This window comes from Streptomyces sp. x-80, from assembly GCF_046549095.1.
Taxonomy (GTDB): domain Bacteria; phylum Actinomycetota; class Actinomycetes; order Streptomycetales; family Streptomycetaceae; genus Streptomyces; species Streptomyces celluloflavus.
In genome coordinates this window covers 220,439-237,424 of record NZ_JAJPWM010000011.1, presented here as the reverse complement: position 1 = coordinate 237,424, position 16,986 = coordinate 220,439, and the positions used below count along the sequence as shown (strand labels likewise).

The following is a 16,986-nucleotide window of genomic DNA, read 5'->3' as shown; positions in this document are numbered from 1 at the left end:
CCTGCCACGTCATGCGGCAGACCCCTCTGGGCCGTCGTGCACCCCTTGTACGCAGGGAATTCGCGCGGAGTCCCGGGGCGGCGGAGCCGTCGTGCGAGCGGGCCAGTGGCTCAGCCCGAGCCCACGAAGATCACGAACAGCAGCCAGACCACGGGAGCGGTCGGCAGCAGCGAGTCGAGCCGGTCCATGATGCCGCCGTGGCCGGGGAGCAGGGTGCCCATGTCCTTGATGCCGAGGTCACGCTTGATCATGGATTCGCCCAGGTCGCCGAGGGTGGCGCTGGCCGCGACCGCAAGGCCGAGCAGCAGCCCCTGCCACCAGGCGCCGTTCTTGATCAGGAACTCCATGCACAGCGCTCCGGCGACCATCGCGAACAGCACCGCGCCGACCAGGCCCTCACGGGTCTTGCCGGGGCTGATCCGTGGCGCGAGCTTGTGCTTGCCGAACCGCCAGCCGACCGCGTACGCCCCGGTGTCGCTGACGACGGTCAGCAGCAGGAATGTCAGTACCCGCTGCGGTCCGTCGGCCTCGGCCGCGAGCATCAGCGCCACGAACGTCGCGAGGAACGGCACGTAGAACGCGGCGAAGACGCCAGCCGTGACGTCCCGCAGATAGTTCTCGGGCGCTTCGGTCATCCGCCAGACGAGGACGGCGAGCGCCGTGAGCGCCATCGCCACCCATGCGCCTTCGGTGCCGCGCACATATCCGGCGACCACCATGGCGGTGCCGCCGACGGCGAGCGGCACCAGGGGTACCTGGATGTCCTTGCGCTCCGCCAGCCGCGAGGTCAGCTCCCACAGGCCCACGACGACGGCGATCGTTATCACGCCGATGAAGACGGGCTTGTAGACGAAGAGCGAGGCGATGATGATCACGCCGAGGCCGACGCCGACCCCTATGGCGGCGCGCAGATTGCGTCCCGCGCTCTTCTTCTTCGGCTTCTCTGAGTCCTGCGAGCTGTCGGGCCCGGGGAAAGAGGTGGACATGGGCTCCTGCGGCTTTTCGTCGCGGAACAGGGGGCCGCTCCGGCGAGCAGCCCCCCGGTGGTCCCGGTGGTCGTCCTGGTGTCCGCCTGGGCCGGGCACGATGGGCATGGGCCGGGTCTGCGCCATGTCGCCCTCGTGGGGCACGGGGCCTGCCGAGGCGGGGGGCGCCGCCCCGCGGAGCGCGGAGGCCGGTCCCTGGTCGGGTGGTCCCCATTGACCGGCGCCGGGCGGGGCTCCCCAGGATGACTGGTTCATCAGACCTCTAGGAGCTCGGATTCCTTGTGCTTGAGGAGCTCGTCCACCTGCGCGACGTACTTCGCGGTGGTGTCGTCGAGCTCCTTCTCCGCGCGGCGCACCTCGTCCTCGCCGGACTCCTTGTCCTTGACGAGCTTGTCGAGGGTTTCCTTGGCCTTGCGGCGGATGCTCCGGATCGAGATCTTCGAGTCCTCGGCCTTGGTCTTGGCGACCTTGATGTATTCCCGGCGGCGCTCCTCGGTGAGCTCCGGGAAGTGCACGCGGATGATGTTGCCGTCGTTGCTCGGGTTGACGCCGAGGTCGGAGTCGCGGATCGCCTGCTCGATGTTGCGCAGCGCGCTCTTGTCGAACGGGGTCACCACGGCCATCCGCGGTTCCGGCACCGAGAACGACGCCAGCTGGTTGATCGGCGTCAATGCGCCGTAGTAGTCCGCCACGATCTTGTTGAACATCGCCGGGTGCGCACGCCCGGTGCGGATCGCGGCGAAGTCCTCCTTGGCGACGACGACGGCCTTCTCCATCTTCTCCTCGGCTTCGAGGAGGATCTCTTCGATCACCACTTGCTCCTGGTCTTTTCGGTAAGAAGCAGAGCCTCGCCCCTGCCGCGCGTCTACTCCTGCACGGTGTCCGACCGGCAGGCGGTTGTCCATCCCCGTGCCGAGGTCCACCCCCGGCCGGGAGCTGCCGCCCGTACAGGCCGATGCCCGTACGCCATCGCGGCAGTTGGGGCCGTCAGGCCCGGGTGCCCTGATCGCTGACGAGCGTGCCGATCTTCTCACCCTTCACCGCGCGCGCGATGTTGCCCTCGGCGAGCAGTTCGAAGACGAGGATCGGAAGCTTGTTGTCGCGGCACAGTGTGATGGCCGTGGCGTCGGCGATCTTCAGGTCGCGGGTGATGACCTCACCGTATTCGAGGGCGTCGAACTTGACCGCGTCGGGGTTCTTCTTGGGGTCGGAGTCGTAGACCCCGTCCACGCCGTTCTTGCCCATCAGCATCGCCTCGGCATCGATCTCCAGGGCGCGCTGGGCGGCGGTGGTGTCGGTGGAGAAGTACGGCATGCCCATGCCGGCGCCGAAGATGACGACCCGGCCCTTCTCCAGGTGGCGCACCGCGCGCAGTGGAATGTACGGCTCCGCGACCTGGCCCATGGTGATGGCGGTCTGGACGCGGGAGTCGATGCCTTCCTTCTCCAGGAAGTCCTGGAGGGCGAGGCAGTTCATGACCGTGCCGAGCATGCCCATGTAGTCGGAGCGGGCCCGGTCCATACCGCGTTGCTGGAGTTCGGCACCGCGGAAGAAGTTGCCGCCGCCGATCACGATGGCGATCTCGTAGCCGTCGCGTACCACGGCGGCGATCTCGCGGGCCATGGCGTGCACGACATCGGGGTCCACGCCGAGTCCACCGCCGCCGGCGAACGCCTCGCCCGACAGCTTCAGCAGGAAGCGCCGCCTCCCGCCGTGGCCGGCATTGTCTGTGTCCGCGCCGTCGGCACCGTGATTCATTGAGCTCTCCTCGTGCACATACGAAGAAGGCCATTGCCGTGGGTCTGGGTCAGATCCCTGTGCGGCAATGGCCTCCTCGTCACATCTGCGGCCGGCCGGTGAGCGGCCGACTGCGTACGACCCTAGCGGGGTCGCAGGTCATTCGCTGCCTTCGCGGCAGGCTCAGGCGCCGACGCGGATGCGCGCGAAGCGCTTCAGCGAGACACCCGCCTCGTCCAGGATCTTCTGGACGGTCTTCTTGTTGTCCTTGGCGAACGCCTGGTCCAGCAGCGCGTGCTCCTTGAAGAAGCCGTTGACGCGACCCTCGACGATCTTCGGAAGGGCGGCCTCGGGCTTGCCCTCCTCCTTCGCGGTGGCCTCGGCGACGCGGCGCTCGTTCTCGACGACGTCGGCCGGGACGTCCTCGCGGGAGACGTACTTCGGCGAGAAGGCGGCGATGTGCTGCGCGACGTCCTTCGCGACCTGGGCGTTCTCCTTGTCCAGCTCGACCAGGACGCCGACCTGCGGCGGGAGGTCGGGCATGGTGCGGTGCATGTAAGCGGCGACGTAGCCGCCGGAGAACTGCGCGAAGCGGTCCAGGACGATCTTCTCGCCCAGGGTGGCGTTGGCCTCGTCGACGTACGCCTGGACGGTCTTGCCGGCCTCGATCTCGGAGGCGAGCAGCGCTTCGAGGTCGGCCGGGGAGGTCTTGGCGACGTGCGCGGCGAGCGCGTCGGCGACGGCCAGGAACTTGTCACCCTTGGCTACGAAGTCGGTCTCGCACTTGAGCTCAAGGAGGACGCCGGAGGACTTGTCGTCGGCGATGAGCGAGACGACGGCGCCGTTCTCGGCCGAACGGCTCTCGCGCTTGGCGACGCCCTTCTGGCCCTTGACGCGGAGGATCTCGACGGCCTTGTCGACGTTGCCCTCGGCCTCGTCGATCGCCTTCTTGCAGTCCATCATGCCGGCGCCGGTGAGCTCGCGGAGCTTCTTGACGTCAGCGGCGGTGTAGTTCGCCATGGTCTGTGAATCTCTTCTCGAAAGTCGAAAGATCTACGGGTGGACGGCGGGGGCGGCGCTTGTGGCGCCCGCCCCCGCCGTCGTCAACCGGTTCTGAGGGTCAGGCCTGCTCGTCCGTGGCCGGCTTCTCGGCCTCGGGGGCAGCAGCCTCAGCGGCAGCAGCCTCGGGGGCAGCAGCCTCCTCGGCGGGCTTCTCGGCCGCGTCCTCGGAGTCGGCCTTCTTCTCGCCCTCGAGCAGGTCGCGCTCCCACTCGGCCAGCGGCTCGGCGGCAGCCTTGTCGCCGGGCTTCTGGTCGCCGGTGGCGGCACCGGAGCGGGCGATGAGGCCCTCGGCGACGGCGTCGGCGATCACGCGGGTGAGCAGGGTGACGGAGCGGATCGCGTCGTCGTTGCCCGGGATCTTGTAGTCGACCTCGTCCGGGTCGCAGTTGGTGTCGAGGATCGCGACGACCGGGATGTTGAGCTTGCGCGCCTCGCCGACGGCGATGTGCTCCTTCTTGGTGTCCACGATCCAGACGGCGCTGGGCACCTTCTGCATCTCGCGGATACCGCCGAGGGTCTTCTCCAGCTTGGCCTTCTCGCGGGAGAGGACGAGCAGCTCCTTCTTGGTGAGGCCGGAGGCGGCCACATCCTCGAAGTCGATCTGCTCAAGCTCCTTCAGGCGCTGGAGGCGCTTGTAGACGGTCGAGAAGTTGGTCAGCATGCCGCCGAGCCAGCGCTGGTTCACGTAGGGCATGCCCACGCGAGTCGCCTGCTCGGCAATGGCCTCCTGGGCCTGCTTCTTCGTACCGACGAACATGACGGAGCCGCCGTGGGCAACGGTCTCCTTGACGAACTCGTAGGCGCGGTCGATGTACGACAGCGACTGGAGCAGGTCGATGATGTAGATGCCGTTGCGCTCGGTGAAGATGAAGCGCTTCATCTTCGGGTTCCAGCGACGGGTCTGGTGCCCGAAGTGGACGCCGCTCTCCAGCAGCTCCCGCATCGTGACGACGGCCATGGCCGTACTCCTTGTGTTCTCGGTTCCACTGCGACCGGTCGGCCGCGGTGCCTGACGCCCCGACGCGCCTGCCGGGGAAGGAACCTTGCGGAACCGTCCGAGGACCGAGGGGCGCGGCCATCGTGCTGCCCGAAGGGGACTGGTGCACTGATGGCGGGGCGTGCGAAGTCGACCCGGTGACCCGGATCGCCACAAAGAAGTGTACGGGACGGCCGATGCCGTGGGCGACACGCGCCTTTTTGCGCCCGGGACAGGTGACACCGTTATCCACAAATGGCCGGTCACCCACAGATTCAGACCAAGATCCCCACGCCCTGGCCGGCTGCGCCACCGTCGAGACATGCGACGAGACCTGCGACGAAATCTGCAACGACACCTGCGGCACCTGCGACGAGTCTCCGGTATGGATCCGGCTCTTCACCCCCGTGCCCTGCGTGCCATCCGTGATCGACACGGCATGACGGCCCTGGTGCGTGCCATGGGCGCGGCGCGGGCACTGCGCGCCTCGCCCGGCGAGACCACCTCACGAGCCTCATCTGCCTCACGAGCCGTGTCGACCGCGGCTGCCGCATCCGCCACGTCTGCGACAGCCGCCTCGTCCCGTTCGCCGTCCCCGGCCGGCGGACGACTGCGCGGCTGGTGGCGACGGCGGCCGAAGCCACGCCCGTCCTTTCCCGCCTGGCCGCCCCCACCGTCACTCCCGTCATCCGACGGGACACCGTCCTGGTATAGCCCGAGCTGCTTCTTCCCGGCACGCACGGTGCGCGCCCCGGCAACGGTCGCGATGGCCGCCGCGGCCTTCCTCACGGGACCGGTACCGATGCTGGGCGCCGCGACAGCGCTCGCCCTCACCGCACCTCCCGCCGCCGCCTCGGCACACCTTCCGGGCCACGCGTCGGAACGGGATACAGAACGCATCACGGGAGACGTACGGGGACACGTCGCCGAAGGCACCGAGACACCGGCAGCAGACCGTTCCTGGCCGGTGGACGGGCCGGCGGGTCTGCCGCCCACGGTGCTGCGCGGCTGGGAACCGCCTCCTTCCCCCTACGCAGCGGGCCACCGCGGCGTAGACGTGGCAGCCTCCGTCGGGGCCCCGGTGCGCGCAGCCGCGCCCGGCACGGTGACCTTCGCCGGGACCGTCGCCGGGCAGGGAGTCCTCACCATCGAGTTGTCCCGCTCGGGCCGTCCTCCGTTACGCACCACGTACGAACCGGTGAGTCCCTCTGCCCGGAAGGGGGACCGCGTCTTGGCGGGGCAGCAGGTCGCCGTCCTCCAACGCGGTCCGTTCCACTGCCGGGCGCCGTGCCTCCACTGGGGCCTGCTCCGGGGCGAGACCTACCTCGACCCGCTCTCGCTGCTGCCCCCATCCCTGCTCCGAGGCGGTCCGTCCCGCCTCCTCCCGGTCATCGACATCCCGGAACCCCCAGGAGCCACGAGTCCAGCCAGGCCGGCTCTCGCAGCCCGCCAGTCCCCGACGGTCCCGACGCCGACAGCGCTCGTGGGCGCGGCCGCTCTGGCCGCCGCTGCGCTCTGGGCTCTCGGCCGTCTCTCTCCGGTGCGGCCGGCACGGCGCTGTGGGTCAGGCCGATTCCGAGAAGTCCGCTCTCTTCGCCGCGGCTGTCGCTCGTACGGCTTCCGCGCACATCGATTCCGTCCCCTGGGTGGGAGGTGGCACGTGCCCTCACAACGAGGTGGCTGAGCCTCGGGGCACTAGCAGGCTGCGGGCTGCGGGCTGCGGGCTGCGGGCTGCGGGCTGCGGGCTGCGGGCTGCGGGCTGCGGGCTGCGGGCTGCGGGCTGCGGGCTGCGGGCTGCGGGCTGCGGGCTGCGGGCTGCGGGCTGCGGGCTGCGTAGCCAACGAGCGTCGGAGGGGGAGGGTGGGGCGGGGGGGAAGCCCCCAGAGTCAGCCGCGAACGCCTCGGAGGACCATCGCGACCGCCGCCTCGGTGATCTGGTCGGGGTTCTCGGCCGCCCCGAGTTCGATGCGGCGGACCGCGGCGTCGACGACGCCTTGCAGGAGCATGGCCGCGAGCCGGGGCTGTTCGTGGCCGAGGTCCGCGAGTGCTTCCACGATCATGGCGATGAGTCCGCCGTGCGCCGCCCGGATCTTCTCGCGTGCTCCGGCATCCAGTTCACCGGCCGAGATGGCGACGACGGCGCGGTGCCGCCGGTCGCCGACCAGTGCCAGTTGCCTGCGCACATACGCCTCGATCTTCTGCTCGGCCGTATCGACGCGCTCCATCGCCGCCTCGACCTCCGCGGCCCAGACCGGGAAGTCGACGACGCACAGCTCTTCGACGACGGCCGCGCGGGAGCGGAAGTACTCGTATACGGAGGAGCGCGCGAGTCCCGTGCGCTCGGCGAGGGCGGGGAAGGTCAGCGCTTCCGTTCCGCCTTCGGACAGCAGGGTGCGGGCGGCGTCCAAGAGGGCGCCACGCTGCATCGTCCGGTGCTCGGCCACGGAGGCCGCTCGAATCCTGGGCACACCACCACTGTACGGATGCCGTGCCCGTTGCGGCACTCCGCATGGCGACCGGTCGGTACGAGGGTCAGCGTCCGACGTCGGCGAGCTTCGCTCTGAGCTGGAGTACGGACTTGGTGTGGATCTGGCTCACCCGGCTCTCCGTGACACCCAGGACATTGCCGATCTCGGCGAGCGTGAGGCCCTCGTAGTAGTAGAGCGTGACCACGGTCTTCTCGCGCTCGGGGAGGGTGTTGATGGCGCGCGCGAGCAGTCGGCGCACTTCCCGGCCCTCGGCGATCTCGACGGGGTTGTCGGCCGCCGTGTCCTCCAGGGTGTCCATCAGGCTGAGCCGCTCGCCGCCCTCGCCACCGACGTGCAGGAGTTCTTCGAGCGCCACCACGTTCGCCAGGGACAGCTGGCTGAACACGCCGTGGAGTTCCTCCAGCGCGATACCCATCTCGTCGGCGACCTCCGCCTCGGACGGGGTGCGGCGCAGCTGCGCTTCAAGGGTGGCGTAGGCGCGCTCGACGGCTCGGGCCTTCTGGCGTACTGAGCGGGGAATCCAGTCCAGAGCACGCAGTTCGTCGATCATCGCGCCGCGGATCCGGGTGATCGCGTAGGTCTCGAATTTGATGGAGCGTTCCGGCTCGAACTTCTCGATGGCGTCGATCAGTCCGAAGACCCCCGAGGAGACGAAGTCGGCCTGCTCGACATTGGGCGGCAGGCCAACGCTGACCCGGCCGGCGACGTACTTGACCAGCGGCGAGTAGTGCAGGATCAGCTGCTCCCGCAGTCGACTGTCGCCCGACGCCTTGTAGGTGCGCCACAGCTCGTCGAGTGAGGCGGGCGCGGCGGGATGCCCGCTGCCGCGCGCGGCGGGTGGTACTGCCGCACGGTCAGACCCGGAGGTGTGCTGGGGCATTCGTCGCCTTGAGCCGTTCTGCCGAGACACTGGTGGGGGGATGGGTGGGTGAGGGTTGAATTGCCTGTGAGCGTAGCGTGATCAAAGCGTCGCGTTGTGCGAGGAAGGGGGGTCCGGGTGTGCGCAGATACGTTCCGCTGCCCGCACCTCAGGGTTACCTCGTACGGCGTGGCGGCAGGTGACCGCCGTGCCGGACGCGAGGCTCCGGAGGGTCGTGCGGCCGGACGTGGCGACGTGACGGGCGGGATCCCGTGCGTCCATGGCGCCACATCACCGTCTCCCAACGGGTCGGCTTTGCGTGCCGAAGCAAGGCAAACCTGGATTCTGCGGTCATTCCCCTCACCCTTTCACCCGTTCGCTCCAGGTCAAGCACCGCCTCGCCGGGAACCGCGGGTCGGTTCGGCACGTCGCACCAACTCCCAGCGATCGCCGCACCTTTGAGCGAATCCGAGGGTCTGGAGCTCGAAGAGCTTGCCCTGCGTGACGTCGCGGGACGTGCCCGATTCGCGCGCCAGGTGGGCTGTATCCGTGCCGCCGCGCGCGGGCAGCGCTTCCAGCACCCGGGCTGCGACGGGGTCCAGGAGATCGCGGGCGAGTATCGGTCCACGGCGCTCGGGGGCGAGGTCGCCGATGCTGCCGACGAGTTCGATGACTTCGTCGGCGTCGGTGACCACCGCGGCCTCGCCCCGCAGCAGTTGGTGCACGCCCGCGGAAAGCCCGCTGGTGACAGGTCCCGGCACGCCCATCGTGAACCGCCCCAGGTCCAGTGCGCGCCGGGCCGTGACCAGCGAACCGCTGCGGAGTTCGGCCTCCACGACGACGGTGCCTCTGGTGAGCGCCGCGATGACGCGGTTCCGCTGGATGAACCGGCTGCGGGTGGGGTGGTCGCCGGGCGGTAACTCGGCTACCACCAGGCCCTGTTGCGCCATCCTTCCGATCAACTCGGTGTGTCCGCGCGGGTAGGCGTGATCGACGCCGGAGGCGAGTACGGCGACGGTCGCGCCGTCCGCGGCCAGCGCGCCACGATGGGCCGCGCCGTCCACGCCGTAGGCGGCCCCGGATACGACCGTCCAGCCGCGGTCGGCGAGGCCGGCGCCGAGGGTGGCGGCGAGGTGGGCGCCGTACTCGGTGCAGGCTCGTGCACCGACAATGGCGACCGAGCGCAGTGCCCACAGCCGGAGGTTCGCCGTCCCGCGCACCCACAGGCCGATGGGACGGCCGTCGCCGAGGTCGTCGAGTTGGCCGGGCCATTCTTCTTCCCCCGGACAGATGAACCGGCCGCCGAGTGCGGCGACGGCCGCGAGGTCCGCTGCGGGGTCCGCCCGCGCCGCGCGCTGCCGCAGGCCGGCGATCTTGTCCCGGCCCGCGCCTTCGGGCGGGTCCGCGTCGCCCGACAGTGCGCGCCACAGCGCCACCGGGCCCATCTCACGCAGCCAGCGGCCGGCGGTTTCGTCACCCGGTTCGATGACGCGGGTGAGCGCGGCGCAGGCCGTGCGCCTCGGGTCGTCCGGGTCGCGCGGCGCGGACTCCGGCGCGATTGCCGGCTGCGGCGTACGGACCGGCCGGCCCACGGCTCCGGCCGTCCGCTCCCATCCGTCCGTCCCGTTCATTGCGCTTCCCCCTTGCTCGTGGTTGCTCGCCTGGCGACCGCCCGATGGCGGTCTGCCTCCTGATCGATGCGGCCACTGCAGGGCCCGGCGACCCCGCTCCACTCCACCCGGCCGCGCTGTACGTTCCAGGTCGTCCCGGCACCCGGGTGAGCCGAGCGCGGGGTCGTACCGAGTCCCCACCAGGGCGAGCCGGATATCGAGCCCGCGGCCTACGCCTGGCCACAGCCCCGGGCCGGTACCGAGCAGCGGGGACCCGGCTCGAACACCGGGCCTGGGCCACCCGGCACCCCAAGCCGCTCAGAGATGCCCGCTCACCCCCGGACGCCGCTCTTTCCCTCCCCCTCACGCTCCCCCACCCACCCCACCCCACCCCGGCTCAGCTCAGCTCATTCTCACCAGAGCCACTCAATCCACAGAAGCCACACAAGCGACTGAAGCTACAGAAGCCACTAAAGTCACGAAATCCCAGAATTCCCCGCACTCCCCTCTGTCACCGCCACCGCTCCCCGTCGCACCCCGGTCCGTAGCTCCAGAGCCCAGTTGACGTCTTCCTTTGTAGGACGGTCATGGCCCGCGAGGTCGGCGGCGGTCCAGGCGACGCGCAGTACGCGGTCCAGTCCACGAGCCGTCAGCAGGCCACACTCCAAGTCGCGTTCAGCAAGGGCCAGGGCGCCAGGGCCGACCTGCCAACGGGTCCTGAGTTCGTGGCCGGGCACCTCGCTGTTGGTGCTCCACGGTGTGCCGGCGAAGCGTGCCGCGGCGCGTTCGCGGGCGGCCCGTACGCGTTCGGCGACCTGCGCGGTGGACTCGGCGCCTCGGCCGAATGCGACCAGTTCGGAGCGGGCGACGGGTTCCACAGTGATCCGCAGGTCGACGCGGTCCATCAGGGGGCCGGAGAGCCGGGCCCGGTAGCGGCGGATGGAGGAGGGCCGGCATTCGCAGCCTCCGCCGGTCGTGCCGTGCCTGCCACATGGGCAGGGGTTGGCGGCCAGGGCCAGGAGGAAGCGGGCGGGCAGCCGCATCATGCCGGCGGCCCGCGCGACGACCACGTGTCCGGATTCGAGCGGCTGGCGCAGTGCGTCCAGGACGCGTGCGCTGCACTCTGCCGCCTCGTCCAGAAAAAGTACGCCGTGGTGAGCCAGCGATACGGCTCCGGGGCGAGGCAGTCCGCTGCCGCCGCCGACGAGGGACGCCATGGTCGCGGAGTGGTGCGGTGCGCAGTAGGGCGGGCGGTCGACGAGTGGCTGTCCCGGCGGGAGGGTGCCGGCCACCGAGTGGACGGCGGTGACCTCCAGCGATTCCTTGGGTGACAGAGGCGGCAGCAGCCCGGGGAGGCGTTCGGCGAGCATCGTCTTGCCGGCTCCGGGCGGGCCTTTGAAGAAGATGTGGTGGCGTCCTGCGGCGGCCACCTCCAGGGCGCGGCGAGCACCGTGCTGGCCTGCGACATCGGACAGGTCGGGTGAGCGGTCCCCGGGCGGCAGGCCCGCGCCGATGCCGATGCCGGTGCCGGGCACGACCAGCCCGGCGAGCAGCGGGTCGGGGCGGCCCTCTTCCAGGGTGTCGTCCTCGTCGGGCACCGGTTCATCCGTGAGCACGGCGATCAGCTGGCGCAGGCTGCGGACGCCGAGGACGGAGACACCGGGTACGAGTGATGCCTCGGCGGCGGTGCGTTCCGGCACGACGACCTGGCGGTATCCGGCCTCGGCCGCGGCCAGGACGGCGGGCAGCACTCCGCGTACGGGCCGTACCCGGCCGTCCAGGCCCAGTTCGCCGATCATCACGAGGTCGGTGAGTTCGCGGGGGTCGAGGCGTTCGGCGGCGCCGAGGACGGCGCAGGCCACGGCGAGATCGAAGCCGCTGCCGCCTTTGGGGACGGATGCGGGGCTGAGCCCGACGGTGAGCTTTTTCTGCGGCCATTCGGCGCCGGAGTTCGCCACCGCCGCGCGCACCCGGTCCTTCGATTCGACCAGGCTCTTGTCGGGCAGTCCGACCAGGGTGAAGGCCGCGACGCCGGGTTCCAGGTCGGCCTGGACCTCGACGACCACGCCTTCGACGCCGACCAGGGCGACGGAGCAGGTGCGGGCGAAGGCCATCACGCCACCCCCCGCGCGTGTTCGACGACCGGGGCGCCGCGGGCCGGCAGGAGTACGCCGATCACGTCGATCCGTACGCCGCCGGGTGGCGGGCCGCCGTGTCGCTCCAGCCAGCGTTCCGCCAGGAGGCGCAGCCGTGCGGTCTTCTCGGCCCGCACCGCCGCCATGGGGTGTTCGTACCATCCCGCGCGGCGGGTTTTGACCTCGCAGATGACCAGGGCGTCGCCATCGGCAGCCACGATGTCGATCTCTCCGTCGCGGCAGCGCCAGTTACGGTCCAGGATCCGCATCCCGGCCTCGGTGAGCCGCCGGGCCGCCAGGTCCTCCCCGTAGCGTCCGAGCGCGCGCCGGGCGTCGGTCGCCGGCGTATCGGCGGGACGGCGCTCCGTGGTCCTGTCCGGCTGCCGGCGGCGGCCGGTGCGCTCGCCGCGCCGCAGTCCGTTCCCCGGTGCTGTGCCCCCGGGGCGCTTCTTGCGGTCCTCGCTCCGTACGTCGTCCGTGGCCTGTCGGCCGGTCTGCATGGCGTTCATGCGGCACCACCTCCGGCACCGACTGTGACGCCCTCGTCCAGACCTGTTGGATCTTGGTGGACAACGGACCGGTTGGGGACAACCCGGTCACCCTCGTTGGGGGAGAACCGGTCGGCCGCGCTCGTCACCGTCCGCGCATGGCGCCCGGAGCCCGAGCCGATCGGCCGGTCTCACTCCCTCGTCCGAACGGCGAAGCCCCGCCCCGGCGCCCCTCCCCCGCCGCGCCCGCTCGTCAGCTCCCCGGCAGGTCGAGATCGCTCTTGTTGAGCTCTTCGATGTTCACGTCCTTGAACGTCAGCACTCTCACCTGCTTGACGAAGCGGGCCGGGCGGTACATGTCCCACACCCATGCGTCGGCCATCGAGACCTCGAAGAAAACCTCTCCCTGAACCGAGTGCACCTGCATTTCGTAGTCGTTGGTGAGGTAGAACCGTCGTTCGGTCTCGATCACGTACTTGAACAGCCCGACGACGTCGCGGTACTCCCGGTAGAGCTTCAGCTCCATCTCGGTCTCGTACTTCTCGAGGTCCTCGGCGCTCATGGCAGATCCCCTTCAGCCGTGCGTTCCCCTATTGTGCGTCAGACCCTTTCGGTCTCCAGGAGCACCGGCGCACGCGGGGGGCCTTCGTCGAGCAGCGTGCGCAGCAGCCCGGCGAGTCTGGTCGGGTACACCGTCTCATGCGACGCCGACAGTTCCTCCGCGGTCCACCACCTCAGACCCGAGACGCTGCGTCGTTCCAGGTCCGTATGGCCGCCGGTGTCGGTCGCGGTCCGGTCGGTTCGTCCCAGGTAATACCACTCGTCCTGCTCCCAGCGTCGCCCGTCGAACGGGAAGGAGCAGCGGCGCCGCCACAGGAGGGGGCCGAGGACCACGTCCGTGATCCCGGTCTCCTCGGCCAGTTCGCGGCGGGCCGCCGCCTCGCGGGTCTCGGTGCCCTCCAGGCCGCCGCCCGGCGTGAACCACCAGGTATCGGAGGGACGGCCTGGTTCGAAGCCGTGCAGCAGCAGGATCCGGTCGTCGGGGTCGAGCAGCACGACGCGGGAGACCGGGCGCACCTCGGCGGGCCGGTCGGCGGCCGTCACCGCCCGGTCCTCAGCCATGCCTGCGCGCCAGGCGCCGGGCGATCGGGCCGTGGGCCGCGCCGCCGAGGATGAGGACCGCGCCGACGGCGACGGCGAAGGTGAGGGGCCGGATCGGTCCGGGCTGCGAGATACCGCCGGGGAGCCCCGCGAAGCCGGTGGGACGCTGCATCATGCCGATACTGTCCAGCGGCCAGGCGCGGGCGTCCACCCGGGCGTGGACCGCGCTGCGCGGAACGGAGCCCTGGGCGCCGTCGGTGAGGTGGACGCGGGAGTCGAGGGAGCCGCTGCGATGGTCGCCGAGGAGGAAGAAGTGGCCGGCGGGGACGGTGGCCTGGAAGACGGCCGGTGAGGCGGGTCCGCTGCCGTGCAGATACGGTTCCTCGACGGGGGTTCCGTTGACCGTCAGCAGGCCGGCCTTGGTGCAGCAGGAGACCTTGTCCCCGCCGATGCCGACGACGCGCTTGAGCATGGGCTGGTCACCCCAGACCGAGTCCTTGAAGACGACGACGTCGCCGCGGCGTATCTCGGAGTCCGGCACCCGCTCGGCCAGCACCCGGCCGCCGGCCGCGATCGTCGGTGACATCGAATCGGTCGGCACCGTGTACGGGCGGTAGAGCAGTGCCGCCCATACGAAGCCGCCCAGGAACAGCACACAGCCGACGGCCACGGCCAGACCGGACAGCACACTGCCCTTGGTCCGGCCGCGGCCGTCGGTACTGCGTCCGGTACTGCCGCTCATCCCAGCGCTCCCACCCCGCGGGCACGGCCCGCGTCGAAGATCTGGGACGGCACCCTACCTGGGGGTACGTTCCTTGGTCAGCCTCCTGCGGCGCCACAGCACGACCGGCACCGCACCCGCGAGGCCCAGCGCGGCCGGCGCCGCGGCCATCGCCTTGTTGATGCCGGGCTGGTCGAAGGTGTCGGGCACCGGCAGCGTGGACCAGCGGTTGATCGGCCAGGCGATGGTGAAGGCGCGGCCGACGACCTCGTTGACCGAGACCGTGCCGTTGCCCTTGAGGTTCTGGTGGTAGCGGGAGTCCAGCGAGTCGTCGCGGTGGTCGCCCATCACCCAGATCCGGTCCTTCGGGACGTGGATCGGGCCGAACGGCCGGTCGCCGCACGGGGTGGCGCTGGGGAAGACGTACGAGTCCTCCTTGAGGGCCTTGCCGTTGACCTTCACCGGTCCGGTGCCCTGGCACTCCACGGTGTCGCCGCCGACCGCGATGACCCGCTTGATCAGGTCCTTCTCCTCGGCCGAGGGCATCAGGCCGATGAAGCTGAGGACCTTCTGGACGGGGTTGGGCTCGGGTGTCGGGGCTTCGTTGAGCCAGCCGCCCGGGTCGTGGAAGACGACGACCTCGCCGCGCTCGGGCTTCGAGCCGAACCACGGCGTCAGCTTGTCCACCAGCACCCGGTCTCCACGCTGCAAGGTGTTCTGCATGGAGTCGGACGGGATGGAGAACGCCTGCACCAGGAAGGTCTTGATCAACAGCGCGAGGAGCAGGGCGATGCCGATGAGGATCGGCAGCTCTTTCCAGAAGGCGCGCGGCTTCTTGCCCTTCGTCACTCTGCCGCTCTCCTCCTCGGCCGCCGGCTGTTCTGACTGTGCTGACCGCTGTGACCGCGGCTGTGACGGATGCACGGAACGCGTCGCCGCCTGCGGGGACTCACCGTGCCCCGCCGGCTCTTCGGGCTCTTCGGTTCCGGACCGCGCACCGACCGCCAAGTCCCCCACATCTGCTCCTTATTCCGCGCTCACGCCCGCCCGTCAACCGGTGCAGGCCCACCACTCCCATAACGAGCGGGAGTTCCGCAGGGGTCGGGAGGTCGTCCAATGTCTCGGAGGACACCCTATGCGGCGTTCGTGCGGCCGCGGCCTTCGCGCCCGGCGCGTCGCGCACGGTCGCATAGGTGCCGGGCTCTTCGAGACGCCGCCAGTGGCCGATCGGCCAGGCGATCACCACGGCCCGGCCCACGACGTTCTCCTCCGAGACCGTGCCACGGTACGGCTCGTTCAAGTGGAACCTCGAATCCGCGGAGTTCGAGCGGTGGTCGCCAAGGACGAAGATCCGTCCGGTGGGGACGTTGACCGTGAACCTGATCCGCGAGGGCGGGTTTCCGGGGTGGACGTACGGCTCGGTCAGCGGGGTGCCGTTGACGGTGATCCGGTTCTGGGTGTCGCAGCAGCGGACGGTGTCGCCGCCGACCGCCACGACCCGCTTGATCAGGTCTTGTTCATCGGCCGACGGGAGCAGCCCGATGAAGGTCAGGAACTGCTTGACCTGTCTGACGCCCGCCGGGTCGTCGGCGGGTGCGGTCTGCTCGCCCTTGAGCCAGCCACCGGGGTCCTTGAAGACGACGACGTCACCGCGCGCCGGCTTCGCGCCGAACCAGGGGGTGAGCTTGTCCACCAGCACCCGGTCGCCGATCCGGATCGTCTGCTCCATGGAGCCGGACGGAATCACGAACGCCTGCACCAGGAAGGTCTTCAGGACGAGGGCGATGACGAGCGCCACGCCGATGAGGAGGGGTATTTCCTTGAGGTAGGAGCGGCGTCTGCGGCGGGTGACGCGCCGCTCCTGACGCCGTCGCTCGGCCCGCCCGCCGGCGGCCGGCGGGCTGGAGTCCGGGGCGGCTCCCTCGCCGCTCCCCTGGTGACTGCCCGCCTCCGGGCCGGGCCCGCCGGGCTCCGCGGTGTCCTGATGGCCGCGGGAGGCGCGCCCGCGACTACCCATGGTGGCGCGCCGGGGCGGGTACGGCGTCGAAGGACGGCGGCCGGTCGATGGTGGTCCAGCGGCTCACCGGCCAGCTGATCCAGTCCGCCCGGCCGATCACCTTGCCGACCGGGACCACCCCGCCGCCCGGTTCCCCGAGGTGGTCACGGGAATCCCGGGATTTCGACCGGTGGTCCCCCATGACCCACAGCTTTCCCTCCGGCACCACGATGTCGAACTCCACCGAGGACGGCGCGTCCCCCGGATAGAGATAGTCCTCGGTCACGGGCTCGCCGTTCACTTCGATCCGCCCCCGTTTGTCGCAGCAGGTCACACGGTCACCGCCGATCCCGATCACGCGTTTGACGTAGTCGGTCTCGGCGGGCCGGGCCAGGCCCAGCGCCGCGCCGGCTCCGCGCAGCAGTCCCGTGACGGGATTCTCCTCCGGTTCGCTCTGGACGAAAGACCCTCTCCCGTCGAACACCACGACATCGCCCCGCCGCGGTTCGCCGCCGAACCGGTACGCCAGCTTGTTGACCAGCACCCGGTCCCCGATCCGCAGGGTGTTCTCCATGGAGGAGCTGGGGATCAGAAAGGGCTGCGCGACGAAGGTGCTGAGCAGCAGGAGGAAGGCCAGGCAGAGGGCGAGGAGGGTGGCCGGCCGGTACCGCAGGCCGGCCAACCGGGTGAGAAAACGCGCGGAGCGCGACCGCTGCTCCGGCCCCTGGTCGGGGTCCGGAGAGCGGTCGCGCTCCGAGAGCTGTGCATCGGTGTCCATCGGGCCCTGAGCCTATCCGGCCGGGTCCGGACACCTGACGCGAGCGTC

Annotated in this window: 17 protein-coding genes; 1 reads left to right on the top strand and 16 read right to left on the bottom strand. The window is 70.4% G+C overall.

What is annotated here, in order from left to right; genetic code table 11:
* Positions 1-110 precede the first annotated feature (110 nt).
* The 5 genes from ACLJWH_RS23455 to rpsB all read right to left on the bottom strand — a co-directional run bounded on the left by ACLJWH_RS23455 (position 111) and on the right by rpsB (position 4,743).
* Complete coding sequence (locus tag ACLJWH_RS23455; RefSeq protein WP_411143693.1) at positions 111-1,241, bottom strand: phosphatidate cytidylyltransferase; 1,131 nt, start codon at positions 1,239-1,241, stop codon at positions 111-113.
* Positions 1,241-1,798 (bottom strand): ribosome recycling factor, encoded by a 558-nt coding sequence (frr, locus tag ACLJWH_RS23450; RefSeq protein ID WP_052860601.1) that lies wholly within the window; start codon positions 1,796-1,798, stop codon positions 1,241-1,243. Before frr ends, ACLJWH_RS23455 begins: the two co-directional genes overlap by 1 nt.
* A 175-nt stretch (positions 1,799-1,973) precedes the next feature.
* Entirely contained in the window at positions 1,974-2,744 is a 771-nt protein-coding gene (gene pyrH, locus ACLJWH_RS23445) for a UMP kinase (RefSeq protein WP_052860600.1), read from the bottom strand.
* Between the two features lie 162 nt (positions 2,745-2,906).
* Positions 2,907-3,743: a translation elongation factor Ts gene (gene tsf / locus ACLJWH_RS23440; protein WP_411143692.1), complete on the bottom strand. Its 837-nt coding sequence runs from the start codon at positions 3,741-3,743 to the stop codon at positions 2,907-2,909.
* 100 nt (positions 3,744-3,843) lie between these two features.
* Positions 3,844-4,743, bottom strand: coding sequence for a 30S ribosomal protein S2 (gene rpsB / locus ACLJWH_RS23435; RefSeq protein ID WP_052860598.1), 900 nt, complete (start codon positions 4,741-4,743; stop codon positions 3,844-3,846).
* 340 nt (positions 4,744-5,083) lie between these two features.
* Between rpsB and ACLJWH_RS23430 the strand changes: the two genes are divergently transcribed.
* The gene (locus ACLJWH_RS23430) at positions 5,084-6,445 is read left to right on the top strand and encodes a peptidoglycan DD-metalloendopeptidase family protein (protein WP_411143691.1); all 1,362 of its coding nucleotides are present in this window, start codon (positions 5,084-5,086) and stop codon (positions 6,443-6,445) included.
* A 202-nt stretch (positions 6,446-6,647) separates the two neighbouring features.
* Here ACLJWH_RS23430 and ACLJWH_RS23425 read toward each other — a convergent pair whose 3' ends face one another.
* From ACLJWH_RS23425 to lepB (ACLJWH_RS23375), 11 genes are all read right to left on the bottom strand, one after another.
* The gene (locus ACLJWH_RS23425; protein ID WP_411143776.1) at positions 6,648-7,187 is read right to left on the bottom strand and encodes a TetR/AcrR family transcriptional regulator; all 540 of its coding nucleotides are present in this window, start codon (positions 7,185-7,187) and stop codon (positions 6,648-6,650) included.
* Positions 7,188-7,293: 106 nt separating this feature from the next.
* A complete protein-coding gene (gene whiG / locus ACLJWH_RS23420) occupies positions 7,294-8,130 on the bottom strand; it encodes an RNA polymerase sigma factor WhiG (RefSeq protein ID WP_052861965.1) in 837 nt (278 codons plus the stop codon).
* A gap of 365 nt (positions 8,131-8,495) precedes the next feature.
* On the bottom strand, positions 8,496-9,740 hold the full coding sequence (gene dprA / locus ACLJWH_RS23415; RefSeq protein WP_411143690.1) for a DNA-processing protein DprA: 1,245 nt from the start codon (positions 9,738-9,740) through the stop codon (positions 8,496-8,498).
* 455 nt (positions 9,741-10,195) lie between these two features.
* Positions 10,196-11,833 carry a YifB family Mg chelatase-like AAA ATPase gene (locus ACLJWH_RS23410; RefSeq protein ID WP_411143689.1) on the bottom strand — a complete coding sequence of 546 codons (1,638 nt, stop codon included), beginning with the start codon at positions 11,831-11,833 and terminating at the stop codon, positions 10,196-10,198.
* Positions 11,833-12,153, bottom strand: coding sequence for a YraN family protein (locus ACLJWH_RS23405; protein ID WP_411143775.1), 321 nt, complete (start codon positions 12,151-12,153; stop codon positions 11,833-11,835). Before ACLJWH_RS23405 ends, ACLJWH_RS23410 begins: the two co-directional genes overlap by 1 nt.
* 442 nt (positions 12,154-12,595) lie before the next feature.
* Entirely contained in the window at positions 12,596-12,904 is a 309-nt protein-coding gene (locus ACLJWH_RS23400; protein ID WP_003980220.1) for a DUF2469 domain-containing protein, read from the bottom strand.
* A 38-nt stretch (positions 12,905-12,942) separates the two neighbouring features.
* On the bottom strand, positions 12,943-13,464 hold the full coding sequence (locus ACLJWH_RS23395; protein WP_411143688.1) for an NUDIX hydrolase: 522 nt from the start codon (positions 13,462-13,464) through the stop codon (positions 12,943-12,945).
* Positions 13,457-14,185: a signal peptidase I gene (lepB, locus tag ACLJWH_RS23390; protein WP_411143687.1), complete on the bottom strand. Its 729-nt coding sequence runs from the start codon at positions 14,183-14,185 to the stop codon at positions 13,457-13,459. Before lepB (ACLJWH_RS23390) ends, ACLJWH_RS23395 begins: the two co-directional genes overlap by 8 nt.
* A gap of 54 nt (positions 14,186-14,239) precedes the next feature.
* A complete protein-coding gene (lepB, locus tag ACLJWH_RS23385) occupies positions 14,240-15,172 on the bottom strand; it encodes a signal peptidase I (RefSeq protein WP_411143774.1) in 933 nt (310 codons plus the stop codon).
* Positions 15,114-16,181 carry a signal peptidase I gene (lepB, locus tag ACLJWH_RS23380; protein ID WP_411143686.1) on the bottom strand — a complete coding sequence of 356 codons (1,068 nt, stop codon included), beginning with the start codon at positions 16,179-16,181 and terminating at the stop codon, positions 15,114-15,116. The genes lepB (ACLJWH_RS23385) and lepB (ACLJWH_RS23380) overlap by 59 nt, the downstream gene beginning before the upstream one ends.
* Positions 16,174-16,938 carry a signal peptidase I gene (gene lepB, locus ACLJWH_RS23375; protein WP_411143685.1) on the bottom strand — a complete coding sequence of 255 codons (765 nt, stop codon included), beginning with the start codon at positions 16,936-16,938 and terminating at the stop codon, positions 16,174-16,176. The genes lepB (ACLJWH_RS23380) and lepB (ACLJWH_RS23375) overlap by 8 nt, the downstream gene beginning before the upstream one ends.
* Between the last annotated feature and the right edge of the window lie 48 nt (positions 16,939-16,986).

What these genes read in the sequence shown, in the direction of transcription:
- ACLJWH_RS23455 (WP_411143693.1), bottom strand. Translation starts at nt 1,241, where the DNA reads ATGAACCAGTCATCCTGGGGAGCCCCGCCCGGCGCCGGTCAATGGGGA.
- pyrH (WP_052860600.1), bottom strand. Translation starts at nt 2,744, where the DNA reads ATGAATCACGGTGCCGACGGCGCGGACACAGACAATGCCGGCCACGGC.
- tsf (WP_411143692.1), bottom strand. Translation starts at nt 3,743, where the DNA reads ATGGCGAACTACACCGCCGCTGACGTCAAGAAGCTCCGCGAGCTCACC.
- rpsB (WP_052860598.1), bottom strand. Translation starts at nt 4,743, where the DNA reads ATGGCCGTCGTCACGATGCGGGAGCTGCTGGAGAGCGGCGTCCACTTC.
- ACLJWH_RS23430 (WP_411143691.1), top strand. Translation starts at nt 5,084, where the DNA reads ATGCGACGAGACCTGCGACGAAATCTGCAACGACACCTGCGGCACCTG.
- ACLJWH_RS23425 (WP_411143776.1), bottom strand. Translation starts at nt 7,187, where the DNA reads ATGCAGCGTGGCGCCCTCTTGGACGCCGCCCGCACCCTGCTGTCCGAA.
- whiG (WP_052861965.1), bottom strand. Translation starts at nt 8,130, where the DNA reads ATGCCCCAGCACACCTCCGGGTCTGACCGTGCGGCAGTACCACCCGCC.
- dprA (WP_411143690.1), bottom strand. Translation starts at nt 9,740, where the DNA reads ATGAACGGGACGGACGGATGGGAGCGGACGGCCGGAGCCGTGGGCCGG.
- ACLJWH_RS23410 (WP_411143689.1), bottom strand. Translation starts at nt 11,833, where the DNA reads ATGGCCTTCGCCCGCACCTGCTCCGTCGCCCTGGTCGGCGTCGAAGGC.
- ACLJWH_RS23400 (WP_003980220.1), bottom strand. Translation starts at nt 12,904, where the DNA reads ATGAGCGCCGAGGACCTCGAGAAGTACGAGACCGAGATGGAGCTGAAG.
- ACLJWH_RS23395 (WP_411143688.1), bottom strand. Translation starts at nt 13,464, where the DNA reads ATGGCTGAGGACCGGGCGGTGACGGCCGCCGACCGGCCCGCCGAGGTG.
- lepB (WP_411143687.1), bottom strand. Translation starts at nt 14,185, where the DNA reads ATGAGCGGCAGTACCGGACGCAGTACCGACGGCCGCGGCCGGACCAAG.
- lepB (WP_411143686.1), bottom strand. Translation starts at nt 16,181, where the DNA reads ATGGGTAGTCGCGGGCGCGCCTCCCGCGGCCATCAGGACACCGCGGAG.
- lepB (WP_411143685.1), bottom strand. Translation starts at nt 16,938, where the DNA reads ATGGACACCGATGCACAGCTCTCGGAGCGCGACCGCTCTCCGGACCCC.